This is a genomic window from Gilliamella sp. B3482 (assembly GCF_026536805.1).
Lineage (GTDB): Bacteria > Pseudomonadota > Gammaproteobacteria > Enterobacterales > Orbaceae > Gilliamella > Gilliamella apicola_E.
This window is the reverse complement of record NZ_JAFNNL010000003.1, coordinates 145,555-166,965: the sequence shown is the minus strand read 5'-3', so window position 1 is coordinate 166,965 and position 21,411 is coordinate 145,555. Positions and strand designations below refer to the sequence as shown.

At 31.9% G+C, this 21,411-nt stretch carries 18 protein-coding genes and 1 other RNA gene; 3 read left to right on the top strand and 16 right to left on the bottom strand.

The features are described 5' to 3' along the window. Positions 1–8: 8 nt before the first annotated feature. The 4 genes from J3U18_RS06195 to J3U18_RS06180 form a co-directional block, all read right to left on the bottom strand. The gene (locus J3U18_RS06195; RefSeq protein ID WP_267353259.1) at positions 9–1,532 is read right to left on the bottom strand and encodes an exopolyphosphatase; all 1,524 of its coding nucleotides are present in this window, start codon (positions 1,530–1,532) and stop codon (positions 9–11) included. A gap of 10 nt (positions 1,533–1,542) precedes the next feature. Next, positions 1,543–3,600 (bottom strand): polyphosphate kinase 1, encoded by a 2,058-nt coding sequence (ppk1, locus tag J3U18_RS06190; RefSeq protein ID WP_267353258.1) that lies wholly within the window; start codon positions 3,598–3,600, stop codon positions 1,543–1,545. Between the two features lie 112 nt (positions 3,601–3,712). Next, positions 3,713–5,125 (bottom strand): pyruvate kinase PykF, encoded by a 1,413-nt coding sequence (gene pykF / locus J3U18_RS06185; RefSeq protein ID WP_267353257.1) that lies wholly within the window; start codon positions 5,123–5,125, stop codon positions 3,713–3,715. Positions 5,126–5,456: 331 nt separating this feature from the next. After that, the gene (locus tag J3U18_RS06180; RefSeq protein ID WP_065562827.1) at positions 5,457–5,876 is read right to left on the bottom strand and encodes an META domain-containing protein; all 420 of its coding nucleotides are present in this window, start codon (positions 5,874–5,876) and stop codon (positions 5,457–5,459) included. Between the two features lie 73 nt (positions 5,877–5,949). On the opposite strand from J3U18_RS06180, the gene hrpA reads away from it, so the two are divergent. Next, positions 5,950–9,819 (top strand): ATP-dependent RNA helicase HrpA, encoded by a 3,870-nt coding sequence (hrpA, locus tag J3U18_RS06175; RefSeq protein WP_267353255.1) that lies wholly within the window; start codon positions 5,950–5,952, stop codon positions 9,817–9,819. Between the two features lie 49 nt (positions 9,820–9,868). Here the strand turns inward: hrpA and J3U18_RS06170 are convergent, their stop codons facing one another. The 8 genes from J3U18_RS06170 to J3U18_RS06135 form a co-directional block, all read right to left on the bottom strand. Next, the gene (locus tag J3U18_RS06170) at positions 9,869–10,912 is read right to left on the bottom strand and encodes a YdgH/BhsA/McbA-like domain containing protein (RefSeq protein ID WP_267330365.1); all 1,044 of its coding nucleotides are present in this window, start codon (positions 10,910–10,912) and stop codon (positions 9,869–9,871) included. 47 nt (positions 10,913–10,959) lie between these two features. Further along, a complete protein-coding gene (locus J3U18_RS06165) occupies positions 10,960–11,673 on the bottom strand; it encodes a helix-turn-helix domain-containing protein (RefSeq protein ID WP_065562825.1) in 714 nt (237 codons plus the stop codon). A gap of 371 nt (positions 11,674–12,044) precedes the next feature. Next, complete coding sequence (locus tag J3U18_RS06160) at positions 12,045–12,983, bottom strand: zincin-like metallopeptidase domain-containing protein (protein ID WP_267353254.1); 939 nt, start codon at positions 12,981–12,983, stop codon at positions 12,045–12,047. A 3-nt stretch (positions 12,984–12,986) separates the two neighbouring features. Beyond that, positions 12,987–13,271: a hypothetical protein gene (locus J3U18_RS06155; protein ID WP_267353253.1), complete on the bottom strand. Its 285-nt coding sequence runs from the start codon at positions 13,269–13,271 to the stop codon at positions 12,987–12,989. 220 nt (positions 13,272–13,491) lie between these two features. Next, on the bottom strand, positions 13,492–14,430 hold the full coding sequence (locus J3U18_RS06150; RefSeq protein WP_267353252.1) for a zincin-like metallopeptidase domain-containing protein: 939 nt from the start codon (positions 14,428–14,430) through the stop codon (positions 13,492–13,494). 3 nt (positions 14,431–14,433) lie between these two features. Next, positions 14,434–14,718, bottom strand: a complete 285-nt coding sequence (locus J3U18_RS06145) for a hypothetical protein (RefSeq protein ID WP_267353251.1) — start codon at positions 14,716–14,718, stop codon at positions 14,434–14,436. A 263-nt stretch (positions 14,719–14,981) separates the two neighbouring features. Then, entirely contained in the window at positions 14,982–15,920 is a 939-nt protein-coding gene (locus tag J3U18_RS06140) for a zincin-like metallopeptidase domain-containing protein (protein ID WP_267353250.1), read from the bottom strand. A 3-nt stretch (positions 15,921–15,923) separates the two neighbouring features. Then, complete coding sequence (locus tag J3U18_RS06135) at positions 15,924–16,208, bottom strand: hypothetical protein (RefSeq protein WP_267353249.1); 285 nt, start codon at positions 16,206–16,208, stop codon at positions 15,924–15,926. Between the two features lie 170 nt (positions 16,209–16,378). Here J3U18_RS06135 and J3U18_RS06130 point away from each other — a divergent pair, with 170 nt between their 5' ends. Beyond that, positions 16,379–16,606 carry a hypothetical protein gene (locus J3U18_RS06130; protein WP_267353248.1) on the top strand — a complete coding sequence of 76 codons (228 nt, stop codon included), beginning with the start codon at positions 16,379–16,381 and terminating at the stop codon, positions 16,604–16,606. Between the two features lie 5 nt (positions 16,607–16,611). Continuing rightward, positions 16,612–17,433 carry a zeta toxin family protein gene (locus J3U18_RS06125; protein ID WP_267353247.1) on the top strand — a complete coding sequence of 274 codons (822 nt, stop codon included), beginning with the start codon at positions 16,612–16,614 and terminating at the stop codon, positions 17,431–17,433. A gap of 326 nt (positions 17,434–17,759) precedes the next feature. Here J3U18_RS06125 and J3U18_RS06120 read toward each other — a convergent pair whose 3' ends face one another. From J3U18_RS06120 to J3U18_RS06105, 4 genes are all read right to left on the bottom strand, one after another. Beyond that, complete coding sequence (locus tag J3U18_RS06120; RefSeq protein ID WP_267353246.1) at positions 17,760–19,700, bottom strand: peptidase U32 family protein; 1,941 nt, start codon at positions 19,698–19,700, stop codon at positions 17,760–17,762. Positions 19,701–19,801: 101 nt separating this feature from the next. After that, on the bottom strand, positions 19,802–20,671 hold the full coding sequence (htpX, locus tag J3U18_RS06115; RefSeq protein ID WP_267353245.1) for a protease HtpX: 870 nt from the start codon (positions 20,669–20,671) through the stop codon (positions 19,802–19,804). Positions 20,672–20,876: 205 nt separating this feature from the next. After that, positions 20,877–20,972, bottom strand: an RNA gene (gene ffs, locus J3U18_RS06110) — signal recognition particle sRNA small type. A gap of 140 nt (positions 20,973–21,112) precedes the next feature. Beyond that, the gene (locus J3U18_RS06105) at positions 21,113–21,406 is read right to left on the bottom strand and encodes an integration host factor subunit alpha (RefSeq protein ID WP_034882129.1); all 294 of its coding nucleotides are present in this window, start codon (positions 21,404–21,406) and stop codon (positions 21,113–21,115) included. Positions 21,407–21,411 lie beyond the last annotated feature (5 nt).

The following is a 21,411-nucleotide window of genomic DNA, read 5'->3' as shown; positions in this document are numbered from 1 at the left end:
TTGAGTGATTAAAACATTTCAATCGATAATTTCCAATCATTAACCGATTTCCAATATTTCTGCTCCTGCTCTAAATCAAGCAAGATTAACTTATTATTTTCAACAAACTTTTCGTTGAGTTCTATCGTCAGTTTGCTCAATTTATCACTGTTTAATTTTAATCTAAATGCAGTGAGATCCAGATCGTTATTACGCTGGTTATTAAATAAAACGGCAAGCCGCAAAATCTGCAATAACGAGATGATATGTTTGTATTCGAATAAACTAAAGTAGGGCAGTTCATCAATGTTAATTGACTTTCGGTGATAACGAACAAGGGTAGACAATAAAAGTTGTTGTTCTTCATTGAATCCGGGTAGGTTACTATTTAACAGAATATAACTCGAATGTTTGTGAATTGATGAAAAATTTATTTTCAGTCCCACTTCATGGAGCTGCGCTGCCCAATAGAGGATAGATTCTAAATGTTGCGGAATATTAGTCGAAGTTTGTGTTTTCCATTGTGAAAAAAGATACTTTGCCGTTTTCACCACTTGTTTAGCATGACGTTCATCTATGTTGTAATGCTGAGAGAGTGATTCGGCTGTTGTTTGTCTTATATCTCGATAATTTGGACCGTCGATCAGTTCATACAAAACTCCTTCACGTAATGCACATGGGCTAAATTGAAGCTCTTGTAAGCCTAATGCGTTAAAAACGCCACTAAATATTGCTAACCCGCTGACGAAAACGTTTTTTCTTTCTTCAGAAAGTGATGGATAGTCAATTTCATGAAAAGACTTGAATTCTAAGATATAACTGATTAAATCATCCAAGCGTTTAGGCGTAATGATACCGTCGCTGACACCTAAATCTAATAATATTTTGTAAATACTTTTGATTGTGCCGGAAGTACCAAATGCGACACTGATATTTTGTCTTTTTATTGTGGTAATAAGATTTTCAATTTGTTGTTCTGCTGCCAGTTTGGCTCTTAAAAAGGAATATCGGTCAATGGTCTTTTGTGGAAAAAATTGCTTAGTATAAGTGACACAGCCCATTGGTCGACTTGCCACAATAAATGGTTTGAGATCGTTTCCTCGACCAATGGCAATTTCAGTCGATCCACCACCAATATCAATAACAAATTTGGTATCATCTTCGGCGGTTGATTCGGCTGTCATGGTACCTAAATAGATTAAACGGGCTTCTTCTTGTCCGGAAATAATTTCAATTGGGTAGGGTAGAACCTTAGCCGCTTGGGCTAGAAATTTATGCCGATTAGTGGCGATACGTAACGTATAGGTTGCAACAATTCGAACATTTTCCGGGGGAAATCCATTCAGCCGTTCAGCAAAGAGTGCAAGGCATTCAATACCTCGTTTAATACTTGTCTCGCTTAGCTCATAGAATTCATTTAAACCGGTAGCTAAATGAATATTTTTTTTATTTTTGTAGATAATTTGTGTTGCACCATTAATACAACGTGCAATGACCATATGAAAACTATTCGAACCTAGATCAATAACTGCATATTCATCAAATTTATTCACGTTCAAATCCTTAACTTGCTGATTCTAATTGTTTTAGATAATCATAAATTGCACGTTGTGCTCTTACTTTCTTTTTATTACCTCTTTGGACGTAATTGTTCATATTATCTTTATCGATAATTCGAGCTTTGACATTATCATTACACTGAATATTGAAAATATTATGAATAGTGGATTTTAATGTCAGATCAAATATTTTTACGCCAACCTCAATACGGTTATCAAGATTTCTAGGCATCCAATCGGCAGATGATATGTAGGTATCTTTATTACCGTCATTTTCGAAAATATAAACTCGAGCATGTTCGAGATACTGGTCAACAATACTGGTTACATAGATATTTTCACTTAAATTAGGAATTTGAGGAACAAGTATACAGGTACCTCGCACAATCATGCGTATTTTTACGCCAGCACAAGAAGCTTTGTAGAGTTGATTTATCATCTCTTTATCAGTTATTGCATTGAGTTTAAGATAGATCCCTGAAGGTTTCCCAGCTTTGGCATTATTGATTTCTCTTTCAATAAATTCATGAAAGCGTAATCGTGTATTTTGTGGCGAAACTAATAAATGATGAAAAGTTACCGGTTTAAATGGGTTTTCAATAAAGTTAAATACTTTGATAACTTCATCGGTAATCGCAGGGTCAGCCGTTAATAATGAAAAATCTGTATAAATACGTGCAGTTTTTTCATTAAAATTACCTGAACCAATATGAGCATAACGGACAATTCGATCGTCTTCTTTACGATCGATTAAGAATAGTTTGGCATGAATTTTAAGTTTTGGTTGTGAATAGATAACTTTTATACCACTACGAATTAACCTTTTAGCCCATTTTATGTTTGCTTCTTCATCAAATCGAGCTTGCAGTTCTACCACTACCGTGACTTTTTTACCGTTGTTTGCTGCATTTATAGCAGCATGAATAAATCTGGAATCTTTAGCTACTCGATAAATATTCATTCGAATATGGGTAACAGCAGGATCAAATGACGCTTGTCGCATAATTTCAAGCACATGTCCAAATGAATAGTAAGGATAATAGAGCAATACATCTCGGTCTTTTATTGTTGCAAAAGCATTTCTGAATTTCTTGAATCGATTATAAGCAAGGCTTGGTAAGCGTTTATTAAGTAAGTTTTTGACACCAAGATCTGGAAAATTTGCTAAATCTTTGAAATTGGGATAACGTCCACCAGGCATTGCATCTTGTTCAGTTAATCTTAGTTTATTTATCAATAATTCAAATAATGCCTTTGGCATATCTTTTTGGTATGTAAAACGAACTGGCTGAGCAGTTAACCTCTGTTTTAAACCTTGAGACATTAACTCAAGTAAACTATCAAGTTCGGTATTTAATTCGTATTCAGCATCACGATTAATATTTATTGAATAAGCATTTAATTCTACCGCATCAAAAAAGACTTTAAAAATATCCGCTAAACAGTAACGTAAAATGTTATCTAAAAAAATAATTGATTTATTTTTAGTTGAAACTTCTGAAGGTAATAAAACAAACCGAGGCGCATTATCGGTAGGAAGCTCAAGTAATGCATAGCTAATACTATCTTTACAGATAATTTCAACAGCTAAATAAGCATGATCATCTTTTAAAAATTGAATCAACTCAGTATGGCTATCTAACAAAATAGGGGTAATATACTGCCTTAAATTTTGTTTATAATAATTTTTTATCCAATTTTCTTGGTAAGTGGTAAGTTGTCTTTCATTTATTAAGAAAATCTGATTCCTTGCCATTTCTAACAATAGCTCGTTATAGAGCTGATCAAATTGTAATTCAAGTTGAATGACTTTTTGGTTAACCTGGCGTAATAAATGTTTAGCATTTGATGTTGCTTGAGCTTGTTCTTGCTCAATAAGGACATATTTTTTTAAATTTGCAAATTGGACTTTATAAAATTCATCAAGATTACTTGAGTAGATACCTAAAAAACGGATTCGTTCTATGAGAGGATTACTTTCATCAGCAGCCTCTTGTAACACCCGTTGGTTAAATGATAACCAACTTAGTTCTTTTGGTAAATATACATTTTCTATTATCATTTTTTGTAATGCCCATTCCGCTAATTTGATTTATTACAGAATAACGTAAGATAAAAAAAAAGCTAGCATATAGCTAGCTTTTTATCATTCATTTAAACAAAATTAAATGTGATTAGATGCGGTGAACAGAAGTTGTGTTAGTTGTTCCGCTAGGAACTAATGCACCTGATACCATAACAATTGTATCACCTTGTTTTACATTACAAATTTTAACAGCCATTTCTTTACCTAAACGGTAGAAATCATCAGTTGAATTAATTGCATCAATTAAAATAGGCTCAACACCTTTAGATAAGGCAAGTTGATTGACAGTTTTTTGGCTTGAAGATAGAGCCAAAATACGAGCTGTCGGGAAGTAATGACGAAGTTCACGAGCTGATTTACCGCTACGAGTAGCAACAACAATTAATGGTACATTTAATCGTTCTGCGATTTCAACAGCACCACAACATACAGCAGCAGTAATACGTAATGTTTCTTCTTTTGTTGTTAGCTCTAGTTTAGCTGGAATAGTACCATCAGTACGCTTACAAATAGTAGCCATCACATTAACTGCTTCAAATGGATATTTACCTTTAGCACTTTCGCCTGATAGCATAACAGCGTCTGTACCATCAATGATTGCATTAGCAACGTCGCCTGCTTCAGCACGAGTAGGGCGTGGATTTTTGATCATTGAATCTAACATTTGAGTTGCAGTAATAACTGGTTTTGAAGCTTTATTACATTTTTTAATCATCATTTTTTGAGCAAAAATAACTTCTTCAACTGCAATTTCTACCCCTAGGTCACCACGAGCAACCATGATACCGTCAGATGCTTCTAAAATTTCATCAAAGTTATCTAGACCTTCTTGATTTTCAATTTTAGAAATGATTTTGATTTCACCACCACCGTGAGCTTTAAGATGAGCACGAATATCTTCAACATCAGAACGTTTACGGATAAATGATGCTGCAATAAAATCTACACCTTGTTCACAACCGAAAATTAAGTCATTTTTATCTTTTTCAGCTAGTGCAGGTAATTTGATTGAAACACCAGGTAAGTTAATACCTTTATTTTCACCAAGGTCACCGTTATTTAAAACTTTACAAATAACTTCGTTACCTTTGATTTCTTGAACGTCCATAGCGATTAAACCATCATCAACTAATACACGGTTACCTGGTTTAAGATCTTGAGCAAATCCTTTATATGTAACGGCTACACGTTCTGAATTACCAACTACATTTTCATCAGTAGTAAAAGTGAAAGTTTGGCCTGCTACAAGTGATACATCGTTACCACCTTCAAGCTTAATAGTACGAATTTCTGGGCCTTTAGTATCTAACATGATGGCAGCTTTTAAGCCTGTTTCTTGCATTACTTCACGTAAATTTTTGATTCGATTACCATGCTCTTCATAATCACCATGAGAGAAGTTTAAACGCATTACATTCATGCCTGCATTTAATAATTTAGTTAGCATCTCTTTTGATTCTGATTTTGGACCTATGGTACAAACGATTTTTGTCTTTTTCATAATATTATCTACTAGTTGTTAAAGTTAATGTTCAAATTTAAATAAATGGTTTTAAATATAAATATTTAAACAAAAAAAACCAATGCCAGCGCATTGGTATAAAAAGGGAAGAGTAACTTTAAAAAGTTACTCTTATTAAAAGCAATATCTAAAGAATTTGGTAATCTCATCAATATAAACCATTCTTAAAAACTTTTTTTATTATAGTCTTAACGACATTTTAAATAAAGTTTTTTATCAAAAAACTAGACATCAATTGAGATAGAAAAAACTAAAACATCTTTTTTGGTTAAATTTTTAGCAAGTTTGTGATAAAAAATGCCTTTTAAAATTACATTAAATCTTTAAGTTGATAAATTAGTTCAATATCTTTATTTTTTAAAGTCAATTGTTCTTTGTCCAAACTGACTGATGCTCCGTCTTGAATTAATTGAGCGATGGTATCATCTAACTTACTCAATTGCTCATCATCACAAGCTATTTTTGCCATACTAACACCAGGGCCTTTGATCGTTTCGTTTTCCAATTCTACTTTTGCAACAAAGCGATTACACATTTTTCCATAAATATTCATGTTTTCACCAAATTCAAGCTCAGCGTTTTTATCTGCTGAAATATCTTGACCATTGGCTTTAATCAATACAAAGCGATGGTGCATTAAATCTTCAGCTTTAACATTCTTAGATTCTCCACAACCACTCATCACGAAAGTTCCAGTAAAAAGCATTATTAATAGTAAAGTCTTTTTCATCTTAACTCCTAATAGTTGGCTAAATTTGATATAATCACTTTAATTAAAATTTAATAATTACATTTTACTCTTTATGTTAATTCAACAGCAAATTAAATTTTTTCAATCAATGACTTTCTTAGATCAACATAAAATAAGAAAGCTTTCAAACAAAAATCAAAATTCAGATACCATCGAAGAAGCGATTACACAAGCTGTTGAACATTATAATGTTCGATTACAATCGCTACCTAAACATATCGATTTTCCAGATAATTTACCAGTAGTTGATAAAAAAGAGGCGATAGCTGAAGTAATTAAAAATAATCAAGTTGTAATTATTGCCGGTGAAACAGGTTCAGGAAAAACGACACAAATACCTAAAATATGTTTGGAACTAGGCTTAGGTGTTAAAGGTTTTATTGGCCATACCCAACCGAGAAGGTTAGCAGCTCGTTCAGTTGCCAATCGTATTGCTGAGGAATTAAAAACAGAAATAGGCAACTTAGTGGGCTATAAAGTCAGATTTTCTGATCATGTCAGCGAAACTACTTTGGTGAAATTGATGACTGATGGAATTTTACTGGCAGAGATTCAGCAAGATAAATTATTACTTCAATATGATACTATTATTATAGATGAAGCTCATGAACGTAGTTTAAATATCGATTTTATTTTGGGATATTTGAAACAATTATTAACTAAACGTCCTGACTTAAAAGTCATCATAACTTCAGCTACAATAGATGTTGAACGTTTTTCAAATCATTTTAATCATGCTCCAATCATTGAAGTTTCAGGTCGAACCTATCCTGTCGAAGTTAGATATCGTCCAACAATTCTTAATGATGATTATGGAAATGAGAAAAATAATGATTTTCAGCCTATTATAGATGCAATCGATGAATTATCTTTTGAAAGTAATGGGGATATTTTGATTTTCCTTACAGGGGAGCGTGAAATACGTGATCTGGCTGATACACTGAGGAAAATTGAACTGAAACATACTGAGATTTTGCCTTTATATGCTAGATTATCTGCATCTGAACAAAATCGTATCTTTCTATCACACAGTGCTCGAAGAATTATCTTAGCAACAAATGTGGCTGAAACATCCTTGACCGTTCCTGGTATTAAATATGTTATTGATCCTGGTTTAGCAAGAATTAGTCGTTATAGTTATCGAACTAAAGTTCAACGATTACCTATTGAACCCATTTCTCAAGCATCAGCGAATCAACGAAAAGGGCGTTGTGGTAGAACCTCAGATGGTATTTGTATACGTTTATATGATGAACAAGATTTTTTATCCAGACCTGAATTTACTGAGCCTGAAATTCTTCGAACTAATTTAGCTTCAGTTATATTACAAATGACTTCATTGCGTTTAGGTGATATAGCTGCTTTTTCATTTGTTGAAGCACCTGATTCTAGATACATTCGTGATGGTATAAGATTATTGGAAGAATTAGGTGCGATTTATACTAAACATCATCATTATCATTTAACCGAGATAGGAAGAATTTTATCTCAATTACCTATTGATCCTAGATTAGCTAGAATGCTAGTTGAAGCTAGACGGTTAGGTTGTATAAAAGAAGTTATGATTATTGTGGCAGCACTATCAATACAAGATCCTCGAGAAAGGCCATTTGATAAACAGCAAGCTTCTGATGAGAAACACCGTAGATTTGCTGATAAAGAATCTGATTTTATATCACTTATCAATTTATGGAATTATGTAACAAATCAACAAGCAGATTTGTCGGGTAATCAATTTAGACGGTTGTGTAAAAAAGAATATCTTAACTATCTTAGAATTCGAGAATGGCAAGATGTTTATACACAAATTAGACAAACCATTAAACAACTTGCTTTTCCGATTAATAGTCAATTAGCGGATTATCGTTCACTGCATACTGCGTTATTAAGCGGCTTATTGTCACATGTTGGCATGAAAGAAATTGAAAAACATGAATATATCGGTGCTCGTAATATTAAATTTGCTATATTCCCTAATTCAGCCATCTTCAAAAATCAACCAAAATGGTGTATAGCTAGTGAACTTGTTGAGACAAGCCGTCTATGGGGTAGAACGGCTGCTAAAATTGAAGCAGATTGGATTGAACCATTAGCAAAACATCTAGTTAAATATAGTTATAGTGAGCCTAGATGGTCTAAAAAGAATGGGACAACTCTAGCCAATGAAAAAGTAACTTTATTCGGTCTACCAATTGTTGCAAACCGCATAGTTAATTATAGTAAAATTGACCCAGTACTAAGTCGTTCCTTATTTATTCGGAATGCTTTGGTTGAAGGTGATTGGCAAACTAATCACCAGTTTTATAAACAAAATCAGAAATTAATCAATGAAGTTGAGGATCTTGAACATAAATCTCGTCGTCAGGATATTCTGATTGATGATGATGATCTTTATAATTTTTATGATGAACGAATAGACAAATCAGTTATTTCCGCAAAACACTTTGATACGTGGTGGAAAAACAAACAAAAAATAGACCCTGATTTTTTAAATATTGAAAAAAATATGCTGATTAAACAATCAGCTCAGCCTGTAAAAATAAATGATTATCCAGATTTTTGGTATCAGAATAACTTGAAATTACCTTTAACTTATCAATTTGATCTAGGTAATGCACGTGACGGTGTAACAATTTCTATTCCGCTTAATATATTAAATCAAATAAAAGATACAGGATTTGATTGGCAAGTACCTGGATTTCGTTATGATTTAGTTATTGCTTTAATAAAATCATTACCAAAATCTTTACGCAAAAGCTTAGTTCCTGCACCTAACTATGCTGAGGCTTTTTTAAGTAGAGTTAATTCAATTGAACATCCATTACTTGAAACATTAGAAAATGAATTTAGGAAAATGACAGGTATAAAAATTCAGCCAACTGATTGGCAATTAGAACAAGTACCAGATTACTTAAAAATGAATTTTAGTATCGTTGATAAGGGACGAGAAATAGCTTTTGGCAAAGATCTAATGATGATTAAAGAACATCTTAAAACAGAAGTTCAAGAAGCATTATCATCGCTGACTCAAAAAAAATCTGTCAAAATAGAGAAAGATAATATTATTGATTGGAATTTTGGTCACTTACCAAGTATTTATGAAGAAAAACAAAATAATTATACAGTTAAAGCCTATCCAGCCATCATTGATAATCAAAATTCGGTCAGTATTAAACTGGTTAATTCACTTGAAGAACAAAAAAGATTAACCAAGCTCGGGATTAGACGATTGTTGATTTTAAATATTCCATCTCCAATTAAATATTTGCACGAAAAGTTACCAAATAAATCTAAATTAGGCTTATATTTTAATACATTCGGTACAGTTCTAAACCTTATTGATGACTGCATTGCCTGTGGAATAGACTACTTGATTATGAAGTACAATCAGAAAGTTGACAATCAAGAACAATATCAAAAACTGTTAGGTCATACCAAAGAACATATCAATGAAACTGTAGTTGATATAGCTAAACAAGTGGAATCAATTTTAACTCTCCATTTTAATATTAATAAAAAACTTAAAGGCCGTATCGATTTGTCTTTAGCATTTGCGTTATCTGATATCAAAGCGCAGCTAAATGAGCTAGTTTATAAGGGTTTTGTGGCAAAAACTGGTTATAACAAACTCCATGATATTTATCGCTATTTAACTGCTATAGAAAAACGGACAGAGAAGCTAGGAACTAATGTGGCTAAAGATAGACAATCAATGAATATAATAGAAGAAGTGAAAAACGAATATCAAAGTTGGTTTAATAGTTTGTCAGAAAATCAAAAATCATTGAATGATGTTACGAATATTAAATGGATGATAGAAGAACTTAGAGTTAACTTATTCGCTCAACAACTCGGCACACCGTATCCAATTTCTGCAAAAAGGATAAAACAACAAATAGAAACTGTATCTTCTGAATTATAGAATATAATTATAAGGATAAAAAAGAAGGGCGCTTATGCGCCCATTTTGATTATTTGTAAAGATCTACAAATACAGTGATGTTTGGCCCTTTAGAATCATGAGCAACTCGAGCAATATGATAATATTTAGCCCCAGCTTCTATTGCTCTTTTTCCTGCTTGATATGAAATTTCCTGATCAGTAACGTAGTAACCTCTAAATTTCAGTGTATCAAAGGCAACCATTTTAGCCGCAGTTGCATCGTTAAGTTCCTGAATTTTTCGCCCATCAGGAAGAGTGACAGTGTAACGAGTTACTCTTTGAGGTTCAGTGGCAACGGTACTTATTGTTTCTGTATTTGATGTTGTTGTAACTTTATTAGTTGCAGCAGAATTTGTTGTAGTTTTATCAATTACTTTATTATTAAATTTATCTGCATAATATTTCTCGTTAAATGCAGAAGGGGAGTAATAACCAGGTTTTTCAACCTGCATTGCAGCTTCTCCACCTTTAGCTAATGCTAATTGACCCGCTTCAGAATCGTAAGGAATAGCATTTTCAGGTTGTAACTTACGCTCAGGAGCATCTTTTTTAAATAAATAAGCAGCTACTTGAATATTACTGCCTAATTCTGAACGTGAATCTATGTAAAAGCCATATGCACCTTGCGCTGATGCTTCTTTAGCAATAGCTTGATTTACATCATAATCTGTCGGAAAGTATCCACGAATACGCACAATATTAAATGGTTCTAAGCGAATTGCTTTAGATTTTGGATATTCGTAAACACCTTCAAATTTACGTAAAGTTTCTGGTTGTTCTAAAGCTTTAGGTGCGTCTGCTTTGTATAATTTTGCATAAACGATACGCAAAGTATCATTAGAAGGGCTGATATTTGTTGTTGTTATGTAAAAAGAAGCAGCTCCTTCATTGTCTGCAGCCTTTGACATAGCCATAACATAATCGCTATCAGTATAAAAAGCACCTCGAATCGTAATGCTTTTAAAAGATTGCATGCTGTTTGCTTGTTCTTCAGTTAATTGCTGAGCAGCAAAAGAACAAAATGGAATAAGCGCAACAGTTGTAGCGATAATTGTTTTCTTGAAACTTAACATATAAAAAACCTTACAATGAATTTTTAGTTATTTTAGCATAAATAAATTTAATTTCCTAAATCTATTAAAGCTTCCAAATTATTGATATAAATATATTTACCTTTAGCTATTAAAATATTTTGCTCTTGTAATTTTGATAAATTACGACTTACAGTTTCAATCGTTAATCCTAAATAATTAGCTATTTCAGCACGGCTCATTGCTAGTTTTATATTTAAAGAAGAATGTCCTCTTTGCTGATATCGAAGGTAAAGAGAATAAATAAAGGTGGCCAGACGCTCATCTGATTTTTTCTGAGAATAGCAAAGAACCAATTTTTGATAATTATAAATGTCAGCACTTAATAATCTAAAGATTAAATCTCTAACATTCTTATTAGTATCAATTAATGTCATTAATTCATCATAATGCAGTTCACAGATTAGTGTGTTACTTAATGCCTGAATGTTGTTGTTATAAACTTTGGTTGAAATGGCGTCTAAACCAACAATATCTCCAGGTAGATAAAATCCATTAATTTGTTCATTATTTTCAGAAGTTGTGACAAATGTTTTAAGTGCACCGGAATGAACGATGAAGAATTTTTTAAATGGCGTTTTTGCTTTAACTATTATTTCGCCTTTTGAATAAGATCTTTTGCGTTCTAAAACACTACTTAATGTATTATTGAGTAACATCGGAATACAGAGCCCACCGAGACTGCATAATTCGCACGGAACAGAATAACTATTGGAACGTAATGTCTTATAAATACTATGCATAATATCCTAAATACAAGGGCTGTTGATTTGAAGTGATAAGGTTACCATATTTTGTCATAAAACAAAAATTGACCAATTTTTTTTGTATTTCTATTCAATAAAAAGAAAAGAAATAGAAAATCACTATTAAATTTTTAAATAACTACACTAAGTAATTAATCTAAACAATATAAATGAATTCTTGATAAAAGAATAGTCTTATAAAGATTTAGAATTGTTAATAGAGGGTGAGTGGCGAATAAATGAACTTAATTGATTTAATATACGTTATTTAACATAATATAGATTATGCGAACTGGTTTTTTGTAGAAATTATTAATTTCTATAAAATTTCTAATTTCAATAAAGTGATTATGACGATAATTTATCGTTTAATCTCCCAACTCCATATCTTGCGATGTTGTTTTCTGGTTAATAATAGATTTTTCTGCTAAATTTTTTCCTGAAGTCTCTAATGTCTGGTTTAACATTTTACTTGATATTGTCGTGTGCTGTTTTTTAGCTGTTAAGTATTTGCTTTTTGTTAACGCCAATACCTTATCTGATTCAGTTAATGCCTTGCTTAACTCTTCCTTCTGAATATCTTTATCGTCACCAAATTTGCTTAAAAACTCTTTTAAATAAGATAAATTATTGGTTTTATTACTATTAACATTCGTTAATTCACAAAGCTTTATTGCTGAAGTTTCGGCGACTAATTCATCTCGTTTGAAAAAATTTATTGCTTGCACAGGTGTCGTTGGTGTTCGTCCCAATTCCCGACTAGTTGAATGTCCGATTTCATGAAAGATATCGTTATAGTATGCTTCGGCAGTCACATACTGTGATTTATCGGGCATATGGATAGTATGTGATTTGGCATTATAACGAGGATTTGATGTGCTGTTATGTAACACCTTAACCCCCTGACTTGCTATAAATTGCTCGACTTTTAAATTTTCCTGCCACTGTTTTTCTGGCTTAATTTCAGGCGGAAGTTTATCAAAGGATGCTTTATCCAGCTGCTCTACATTATAAAACTTAATATTTTCATAATACTGATTATCTTTATATAAATCACTTTCAAAAAAATTATCTTTCTCATCCGGTTTTATCTGCAAATTATGAGTTTGTATTTCACCCTCAGTTAACCATCGGGTCTCTGAAAACCCCTTTTTGTGGCTATCTGAATATAAATCGTTTGCTTGATAGACCTCTTGAGTATAAGGGTTTTTGGGATAGTTTACATTGGTTTGTGTAAAGTTCGAAGTCCCTTGATTATTAACTTGCTGTATTTGATCGAAAAGTCGATTAATATTGTCTGCTGTCATTATTTACATCTCTATAAGCCAGTCATCTTCTAACCCCTCTTTTGTTCGACTACGAACAAAATCCAATTCAATGATTTTTTCATAATAGTCATTAATTTTAATCCAATCCTCATCATAAAAAGCTAAACTATCTTTATATTTTTCATAAATATAAGACGTTAATTCATTGAGCTCCTGCAGATAGTTGTCATGTAGTTCTTGTGTAATTAAATTTACTGCCAAAGCATGTCTAAATTCATTTCTTAAGCGTCGTTCCATTCTATCAATTCTTTCTTTTTGGTCTCGCATACTGCATTCCTTAGGTAGTTTGGTGATATTAACGGCTGAATTATAACCAAATTTTTTAGGGCATCCAAGCAGAAAGGCTCGCTAACTGTGTGACTGCGACTTTCGCTTTGCTATTGACATTATCAACACTGTTCAATTATTAACATAAAAAGTAAATAACAATGTGTATAAAAATTAATGAGTGAATTTCGATAAAATAATTGTGACGATAATTTATCGTTTAATCTCCCAACTCCATACCTTGCGATATTATTTTCTGATCAATAATAGATTTTTCTGCTAAATTTTTTCCTGGAGTATCTAATGTCTGGTTTAACATTTTACTTGATATTGTCGTGAGCTGTTTTTTAGCTGTTAAGTATTTACTCTTTGTTAACGCCAATACCTTATCTGATTCAGTTAATGCCTTGCTTAACTCTTCCTTCTGAATATCTTTATCGTCACCAAATTTGCTTAAAAACTCTTTTAAATAAGATAAATTATTGGTTTTATTACTATTAACATTCGTTAATTCACAAAGCTTTATTGCTGAAGTTTCGGCGACTAATTCATCTCGTTTGAAAAAATTTATTGCTTGCACAGGTGTCGTTGGTGTTCGTCCCAATTCCCGACTAGTTGAATGTCCGATTTCATGAAAGATATCGCTATAGTATCCTTCGGCAGTCTTATACTGGGATTTATCGGGCATATGGATGGTATGCGATTTAGCATTATAACGAGGGTTTGACGGGCTGTTATGTAACACCTTAACCCCCTGACTTGCTATAAATTGCTCGACTTTTAAATTTTCCTGCCACTGTTTTTCTGGCTTAATTTCAGGCGGCAGTTTATCAAAGGATGCTTTATCCAGCTGTTCTACATTATAAAACTTAATATTTTCATAATACTGATTATCTTTATATAAATCACTTTCAAAAAAGTTATCTTTCTCAGCCGATTTTATTTGAAAATTATTTACCTGTATTTCATCCTCAGTTAACCAACGAGTGTCTGAAAATCCTTTTTGATGACCTTTATCATATAATAAATCAGCTTGATATACCTCTTGGGTATAAGGGTTTTTGGGATAATTTGCATTGGTTTGTGTAAAGTTCGAAGTCCCTTGATTATTAACTTGCTGTATTTGCTCGAAAAGTCGATTAATATTGTCTGCTGTCATTATTTACATCTCGATAAGCCAACTGTCTTCTAGCGCCTCTTTTACATAATCCCTGACAAAATCTAAGGCTACAATTTTTTCATAATAGTTATTGATTTTAATCCAATCCTCATCATAAAAAGCTAAACTATCTTTATATTTTTCATAAATATAAGATGTTAATTCATTGAGCTCCTGCAGATAGTTGTCATGTTGCTCTTGTGTAATTAAATTGACCGCCATAGCATGTCTGAATTCATTTTTAGTCAATCTTTCGATACTGTAAACTCGCTCTTTTTGGTCCCACATACTGTTCTCCTTAGGTAGTTTTGGTGATATTAACGGCTGAATTATAACCAAATTTTGGAGGGCGTCCAAGTGGAAAGGCTCGTCATGCGTTCCTTAAGTATAAAACTTGGTGGGTTGTCAATAGTTCACTGCGTGACTGCGACCTTCTCTTTGCTATTGACATTATCAACACTATTCAATTATTAACATAAAAAGTAAATAACAATGTGTATAAAAATTAAAGAGTGAATTTCGATAAAATAATTGTGACGGTAATTTATCGTTTAATCTCCCAGCTCCATATCTTGCGATGTTGTTTTCTGGTTAATAATAGATTTTTCTGCTAAATTTCTCCCTGGAGTATCTAATGTCTGATTTAACATTTTACTTGATATTGTCGTGAGCTGTTTTTTAGCCGTTAAATATTTACTTTTGGTTAATGCCAATACTTTATCCGACTCAGTTAATGCTTTGCCTAATTCTGCCTTTTGAACCTCTTTATCGTCACCAAATTTAGCTAAGTTAAACTTAATATAAGCTAAATTATTATTTTTATTTGATGCAATTTGCGTTAAATTACAAAGCTTCATCGCTGATGTTTCGGCTACTAATTCATCTCGGGGTGTAAATAATCTTTTCTGTTCATTCGTTTTCGGTATTCTGTCTAATTCTCGACTGGTTGAGTGTCCGATTTCATGGAAGATATCATGATAGTATCCTTCTGCTGTCTCATACTGGGATTTATCGGGCATATGGATGGTATGCGATTTGGGATCATAACGAGGATTTGATGGGCTGTTATGTAACACCTTAACTCCCTGACTTGCTATAAATTGCTCGACTTTTAAATTTTCCTGCCACTGTTTTTCTGGCTTAATTTCAGGCGGCAGTTTATCAAATGAAGTTTTATCTAATTGTTCAACGTTATAAAATTTAATATTTCGTAATTTTTCATTATCTTTATATAAATCACTTTCAAAAAAATTATCTTTCTCACCCGGTTTTATTTGTAAATTATTTAGCTGTATTTCAGCTTCAGTTAACCAGCGAGTCTCTGAAAATCCTTTTTGATGACCTTTATCATATAAAAAATCAGCTTGATATACGTCTTGAGTATAAGGATTTTTTGGGAAGTTTGCATTGGTTTGTGCAAAATTCGAAGTCCCTTGATTATCAACCTGCTGTATCTGCTCGAAAAGTTGATTAATATTATCTACTTTCATTGTTCACATCTCAATAAGCCAACTGTCTTCCAACCCTTCTTTTATATAGTCTCTAACAAAATCTAAGGCTACAATTTTTTCATAGTAATTATTTATCTTATCCCAATCATCAGGATAAAAACTTGGGTCATCTTTATACTTTTCATAAATATATGATGTTAATTCATTGAGCTCCTGGAGATAGTTGTCATATTGTTCTTGTGTAATTAAATTTAATTCTAATGCGTACTCAAACTCATTTCTTGTTAATCTTTCAATACTGTAAACTCGTTCTTTTTGGTCCCGCATACTATCCTCCTTAATTAGTTTTGGTGATATTAACGGCTGAATTATAAACAAATTTTGAGGGGCTTCCAAGTGGAAAGGAAAGCATAGGGAGCCTTTTCATTTGGACGCCATTAAAAATATATTCTATAATCTAAACTGTTTATAAATTTAATACAGAAAAGGAAAAGTTTATGGCGACTTTTGACGAAAAAGAGTTTTTATGGGAAGAAATGTATAACAGTGTACGAATTTGCATTTCAAAAGCAAAAGGCTATGGCAATGAATATACATCAGATATGTTAGAAGATATTAAAAAATTAAGAGAATTTAGAAAAAAAATTGCTGATACTTCTTATGAAGAAATTGATTATGAAGCTGCATTAAAATTTTTCCAGTTAATCGAAAATAAATATAAGTAATTAATATGAAAAACAATGAACAATTATCCCATGTATCTAATCAAGAAAAGAATCATATCGTTAATGACATATGGATTGATATTCATATAGAACAGCCTGAATTGACATCACAACAAACCCCCAAAGCTTATGTTGTAGGCGGACAACCAGGAGCTGGTAAATCTACCTCTACAAATAAACTCCAAACTGAATACAGCAATAACATCCTAATTATTGACTTAGATTCTTATCGAGAACGTCACCCAAACTACAAAACATTGTATGAAAAATATGGCAAAGAATCTTCAGAATATACACATCAATTTGCAAGCGAAATCAAAGAAGAAATACAAAAACGAGCTATTGATGCCAAGTATAATATTATTATTGATGGCACACTCAAAAATATAGATAAAGCAGAAAAACAAATTAATGACTTAAAAAATAATGGTTACAGCGTTGATGTGTTGATTCATATTTGTCCAAAAGAGGTTAGTTGGCAAAGTGTTAATATTCGTTATGAAAAGGCTTTAAAACAAGGACGTATCCCACGCTACGTTCCTAAAAATGTGCATGATCAAGTTGTTGAAGCTTTACCCGTTAATGCGAATAAACTAAGTCAATCAACGCAAATTGAATCATTAACCGTTTATAATCGACAAGAAAAAATTTATGATTCCAAGATTGATAAAGGTTTACCATCTGTATCTATTCAAAATGAAATTAATAAAGATGAAAATAAACTATCACAAGATGATAGCTTTGCTAAACTACTTCAAACTGCTAAGCAGAATGTGGCAAATAAAAAATCGATCAGACAAATAAAAGATAACGATATGGAAAGATGATATAGATACATTTTTAAGTAAATTAAGTTTATTTAAAATAAACCATCAATCTATTGATTTTATTAGTTAAATTAATTCAGTATACATAATGTGAAATGCGTTGTGTTGAGTAGCTCAGTATATTAATTTGTTATAGGATTTATCACTTATTTTCAATTATTACGCACCTAATTAATTATATTTAATATAATCATAATATTAAGGTTCTAATAATCTATATTATGTTAAATAATAACATTATTGCGAACTAAAATAACACCTTTTACATTACTATTTATCGCTAATATTTTTTATTAATGAGATATAAATTAATAATTATCAACACGTTAGCCGTTATTTATCAGTAAAATAACATCACTACCAAGCACTGGGGTTTTTAAAATATGTTTTTTGATTTTGCCCCAAACCTGCATTTCACAAGCTTTACAGTTGAATTTTAAAATTAATTCTTCATTATTATTTTGAATTAATTTCATTGGTGTTACTTTAGTCTTAACTCCTTGAATCCCTTTAGCTTGTTTTGGACATAAATTAAATGCAAATCTTAGACAATGCTTTGTAGTCATTAAAGGAACGTCATCTTTAACTTCGTGAGCTTCAAATGCACTTTCGATTAGTTTTACACCATGTTGAGCATAAAATTCACGAGCTTTGTGATTATAAACATTAGCTAAAAAACTTAATTGTTGTTCAGGATATATCGGTATTGGATGTACTTGAGGTTTACGAATATTTCTTCGATAATTATTTAATCGTTCTAGAGTTAATTTATCAATAATATCTCGTCTTAACTGATTTAATTGACTGTTGGGAACAAAATAAGCTTGGTTTAAATCAATAATTAACTCCGCTAAATAATAGGTTGTCTGACCTAACTTAGATAAACTATCTCTTATATTATTGAGAGCTTTATCCTGTTGCATAGCTAGCTCAAATGGGCCTTTCAATTCAATTTTAACGCTACTACCCTCTTCACTTGATGCAATTAACTCCAAACCGTTTGCTATATTTTTAAGCCTAAATGTTACACCGATACGACGACAACTAGATTCTTTTAATAAAATTTGTTGCCAATAATGATCTAAATTGCGATTAATTTGATAAGGTAATTTTATAGAATATAATGCTTTAGGTATTTCATTAGGAAATACTTGATAATGATTATTACCAATTTTTTCTACTTTATCAGCTCTAAAACCTATAATTTCCCTTTTGATTAAAACATTTAATCCATCACCATTAGTTAACGCTTGTTCTGATTTTATTACGATAGATTGTTTAGTAATTTTTATAATTTCACCAATTGTTAAGCCAATAAATTTGGGTGAATCAAATGCACCAATATTGGCTTGTCTACCTCGAACAAAATAATCGGTAGATCCTCTGTGGAATGTTCTATTTGGATCTGGGGTAAAAAAGTGTTCAGTTTTGCCACTCGATGCAGCAACAAAATCTGTGTTTTTTTCTAAAATATTATCTAATTTTTTACGATAAAATGCGGTTATATTTTTAACATAACTCAAATCTTTGTATCTGCCTTCAATCTTGAAAGATCTCACTCCGGCTTGTATCAACTCTATTAAATTATCAGACTGATTATTATCCTTCATTGATAAAAGATGTTTTTCATAAGCGACGATGCGACCTTGTTCGTCTTTTAATGTAAATGGCAATCGACAAGCTTGAGAACAGTCGCCTCGATTAGCGCTTCGCCCCGTTTGTGCATGAGAAATATAGCATTGACCAGAAAATGCAACACATAATGCGCCATGAATAAAAAATTCAATATTTGCATCAATTTGTTGATGTATGTTTGCTATTTCGGTTAAATTTAATTCTCTCGCTAAAACTATTTGAGAAAAACCTACATCGGAAAGAAATTTAGCTTTTTCTGGCGTTCTAATATCCATTTGGGTACTAGCATGTAAATCGATTGGTGGAATATCCATAGCTAATATTCCCATATCTTGAACTATCAAAGCATCCACCCCAGCATTATATAATTGCCAAATTAATTGCCTTGCAGCTTCAAGCTCATTGTCATGAAGAATTGTGTTTAAAGTTACAAAAACCTTAGAATAAAAATGATGAGCAAATTCTACTAGTTTAGCAATATCACTTACTGAATTACCAGCATTATGACGAGCACCAAATTGAGGACCGCCAATATAAATAGCATCAGCTCCATGTAAGATAGCTTCTTTTGCAATTTCTATATTTTTTGCGGGGCTAAGTAATTCTAATTTAGTTGTGTGTTGCCTATACATGAGAGATTCTCTGAGAAAATATTAGGATGGTATATTAAATTTTAATTAAAAAATGGCAAATACAATTAATATTTGCCATGGAAGTTTTTAAATATTATTTATTAAATAATATTAGATTGATTACGCAATGCTTCAATACGTTTATCTAAAGGTGGATGAGATAAGAATAGTTGAGAAAATCTAGCTTTCTTCTCACCATTAATACAGAATGCCAAAATTGATGCTTCTTCACTTGGCTCATGACTCAATTTTAATTTTTCTAAAGCAGCAATCATTTTAGTAGACCCTACTAATTTTGCTGAGCCTGCATCAGCATGGAACTCTCGATAACGTGAAAACCACATAGCAATGATGCTTGCTAAAATACCAAATACAGTTTCAAAAATCATTACGATGAAATAATAAGCAAAAGTAGATAATCCTTCACTTCTATCTTCCAAAGCTTTTGTTACGATTGAAGCAAAAATTCGTGAAATGAAAATAACAAAAGTATTAAGTACACCTTGTAAAAGCGCCATTGTCACCATATCACCATTTGCAACGTGACTCATTTCATGTCCAATTACAGCTTCAGCTTCATCTTGAGTCATAGCGGCTAAAAGACCCGAGCTAACAGCTACGAGAGAATTATTTTTAGTTGCTCCGGTTGCAAAAGCATTTATATCTTCTGCTTGATAAATCGCAACTTGTGGTGTTTTTAATTTCAATTCATTTGCTTGACGATTAACTACATCTAAAAGCCATTGCTCTTGAGCGTTGCGAGGATTAGTAATTATTTTCCCACCAACAGAACTTAAAGCCATTCTTTTAGATAAAAGAAGTGAAATAAAAGACCCACCAAAACCAAATATAGCTGCAAATATAAGTAATCCTAATGTACTATGAGCATCAACGCCACAAATACTTAAAATAATACCAAATACAAACATAACAGCTAAGTTAGTTAGGATAAATAATCCAACTCGCATCATAAATAATTCCTCATTACTGTTTTTCTAATATGAATAATTTTACTTAAGAAGATAAATAAAATTTGATATATGATCGCAAAAATGTTGCATCTCTACAACCTCTTTAATATGAAATTTTGAAAGGATAAATTAAGTGACTATTTAATAGCCATTAAAAACAATGGTAAGTTAAAAGCAATATTAATTTAGAGAATTTTGGAGGAGACCCTATCAGCCACATCCCACACACATATTTTTTACTTTGGCTGCTTCCTTCCGGACCTGACCTGATGAGCAAAAAAATGTTGCAAGAGGACCCATAGAGCCTCCATTGGAGAGGCGTTATTATGCTTTAATTAGCAAATTATTACAATATTTATAACGAAAAAAGAACTAACCTTCCTATCTTGTAATAACAACAGGAAGGCTATTACATATCAAACGAAATTTAAAAATGTTTAACTATAGCGTTAAATTTTTCTCAATTCGTTCTCTAAATTTAATACCTGGTCTAAATGTGACAACTCGACGAGCTGAGATATCAACACTTTCGCCTGTTTTTGGATTACGACCTGGTCGTGAATTTTTATCACGAACAGCGAAATTACCAAATCCAGAGAGTTTAACTGGTTCACCTTTTTCTAAAGCAACACGAATTTCTTCGAAAAAAAGTTCAACTAGGACTTTAGCTTCTTGACGATCAATATCAAATTTATCGGCAAGACGATCTGCAATATCAGCTTTAGTTAATGTCATAATTA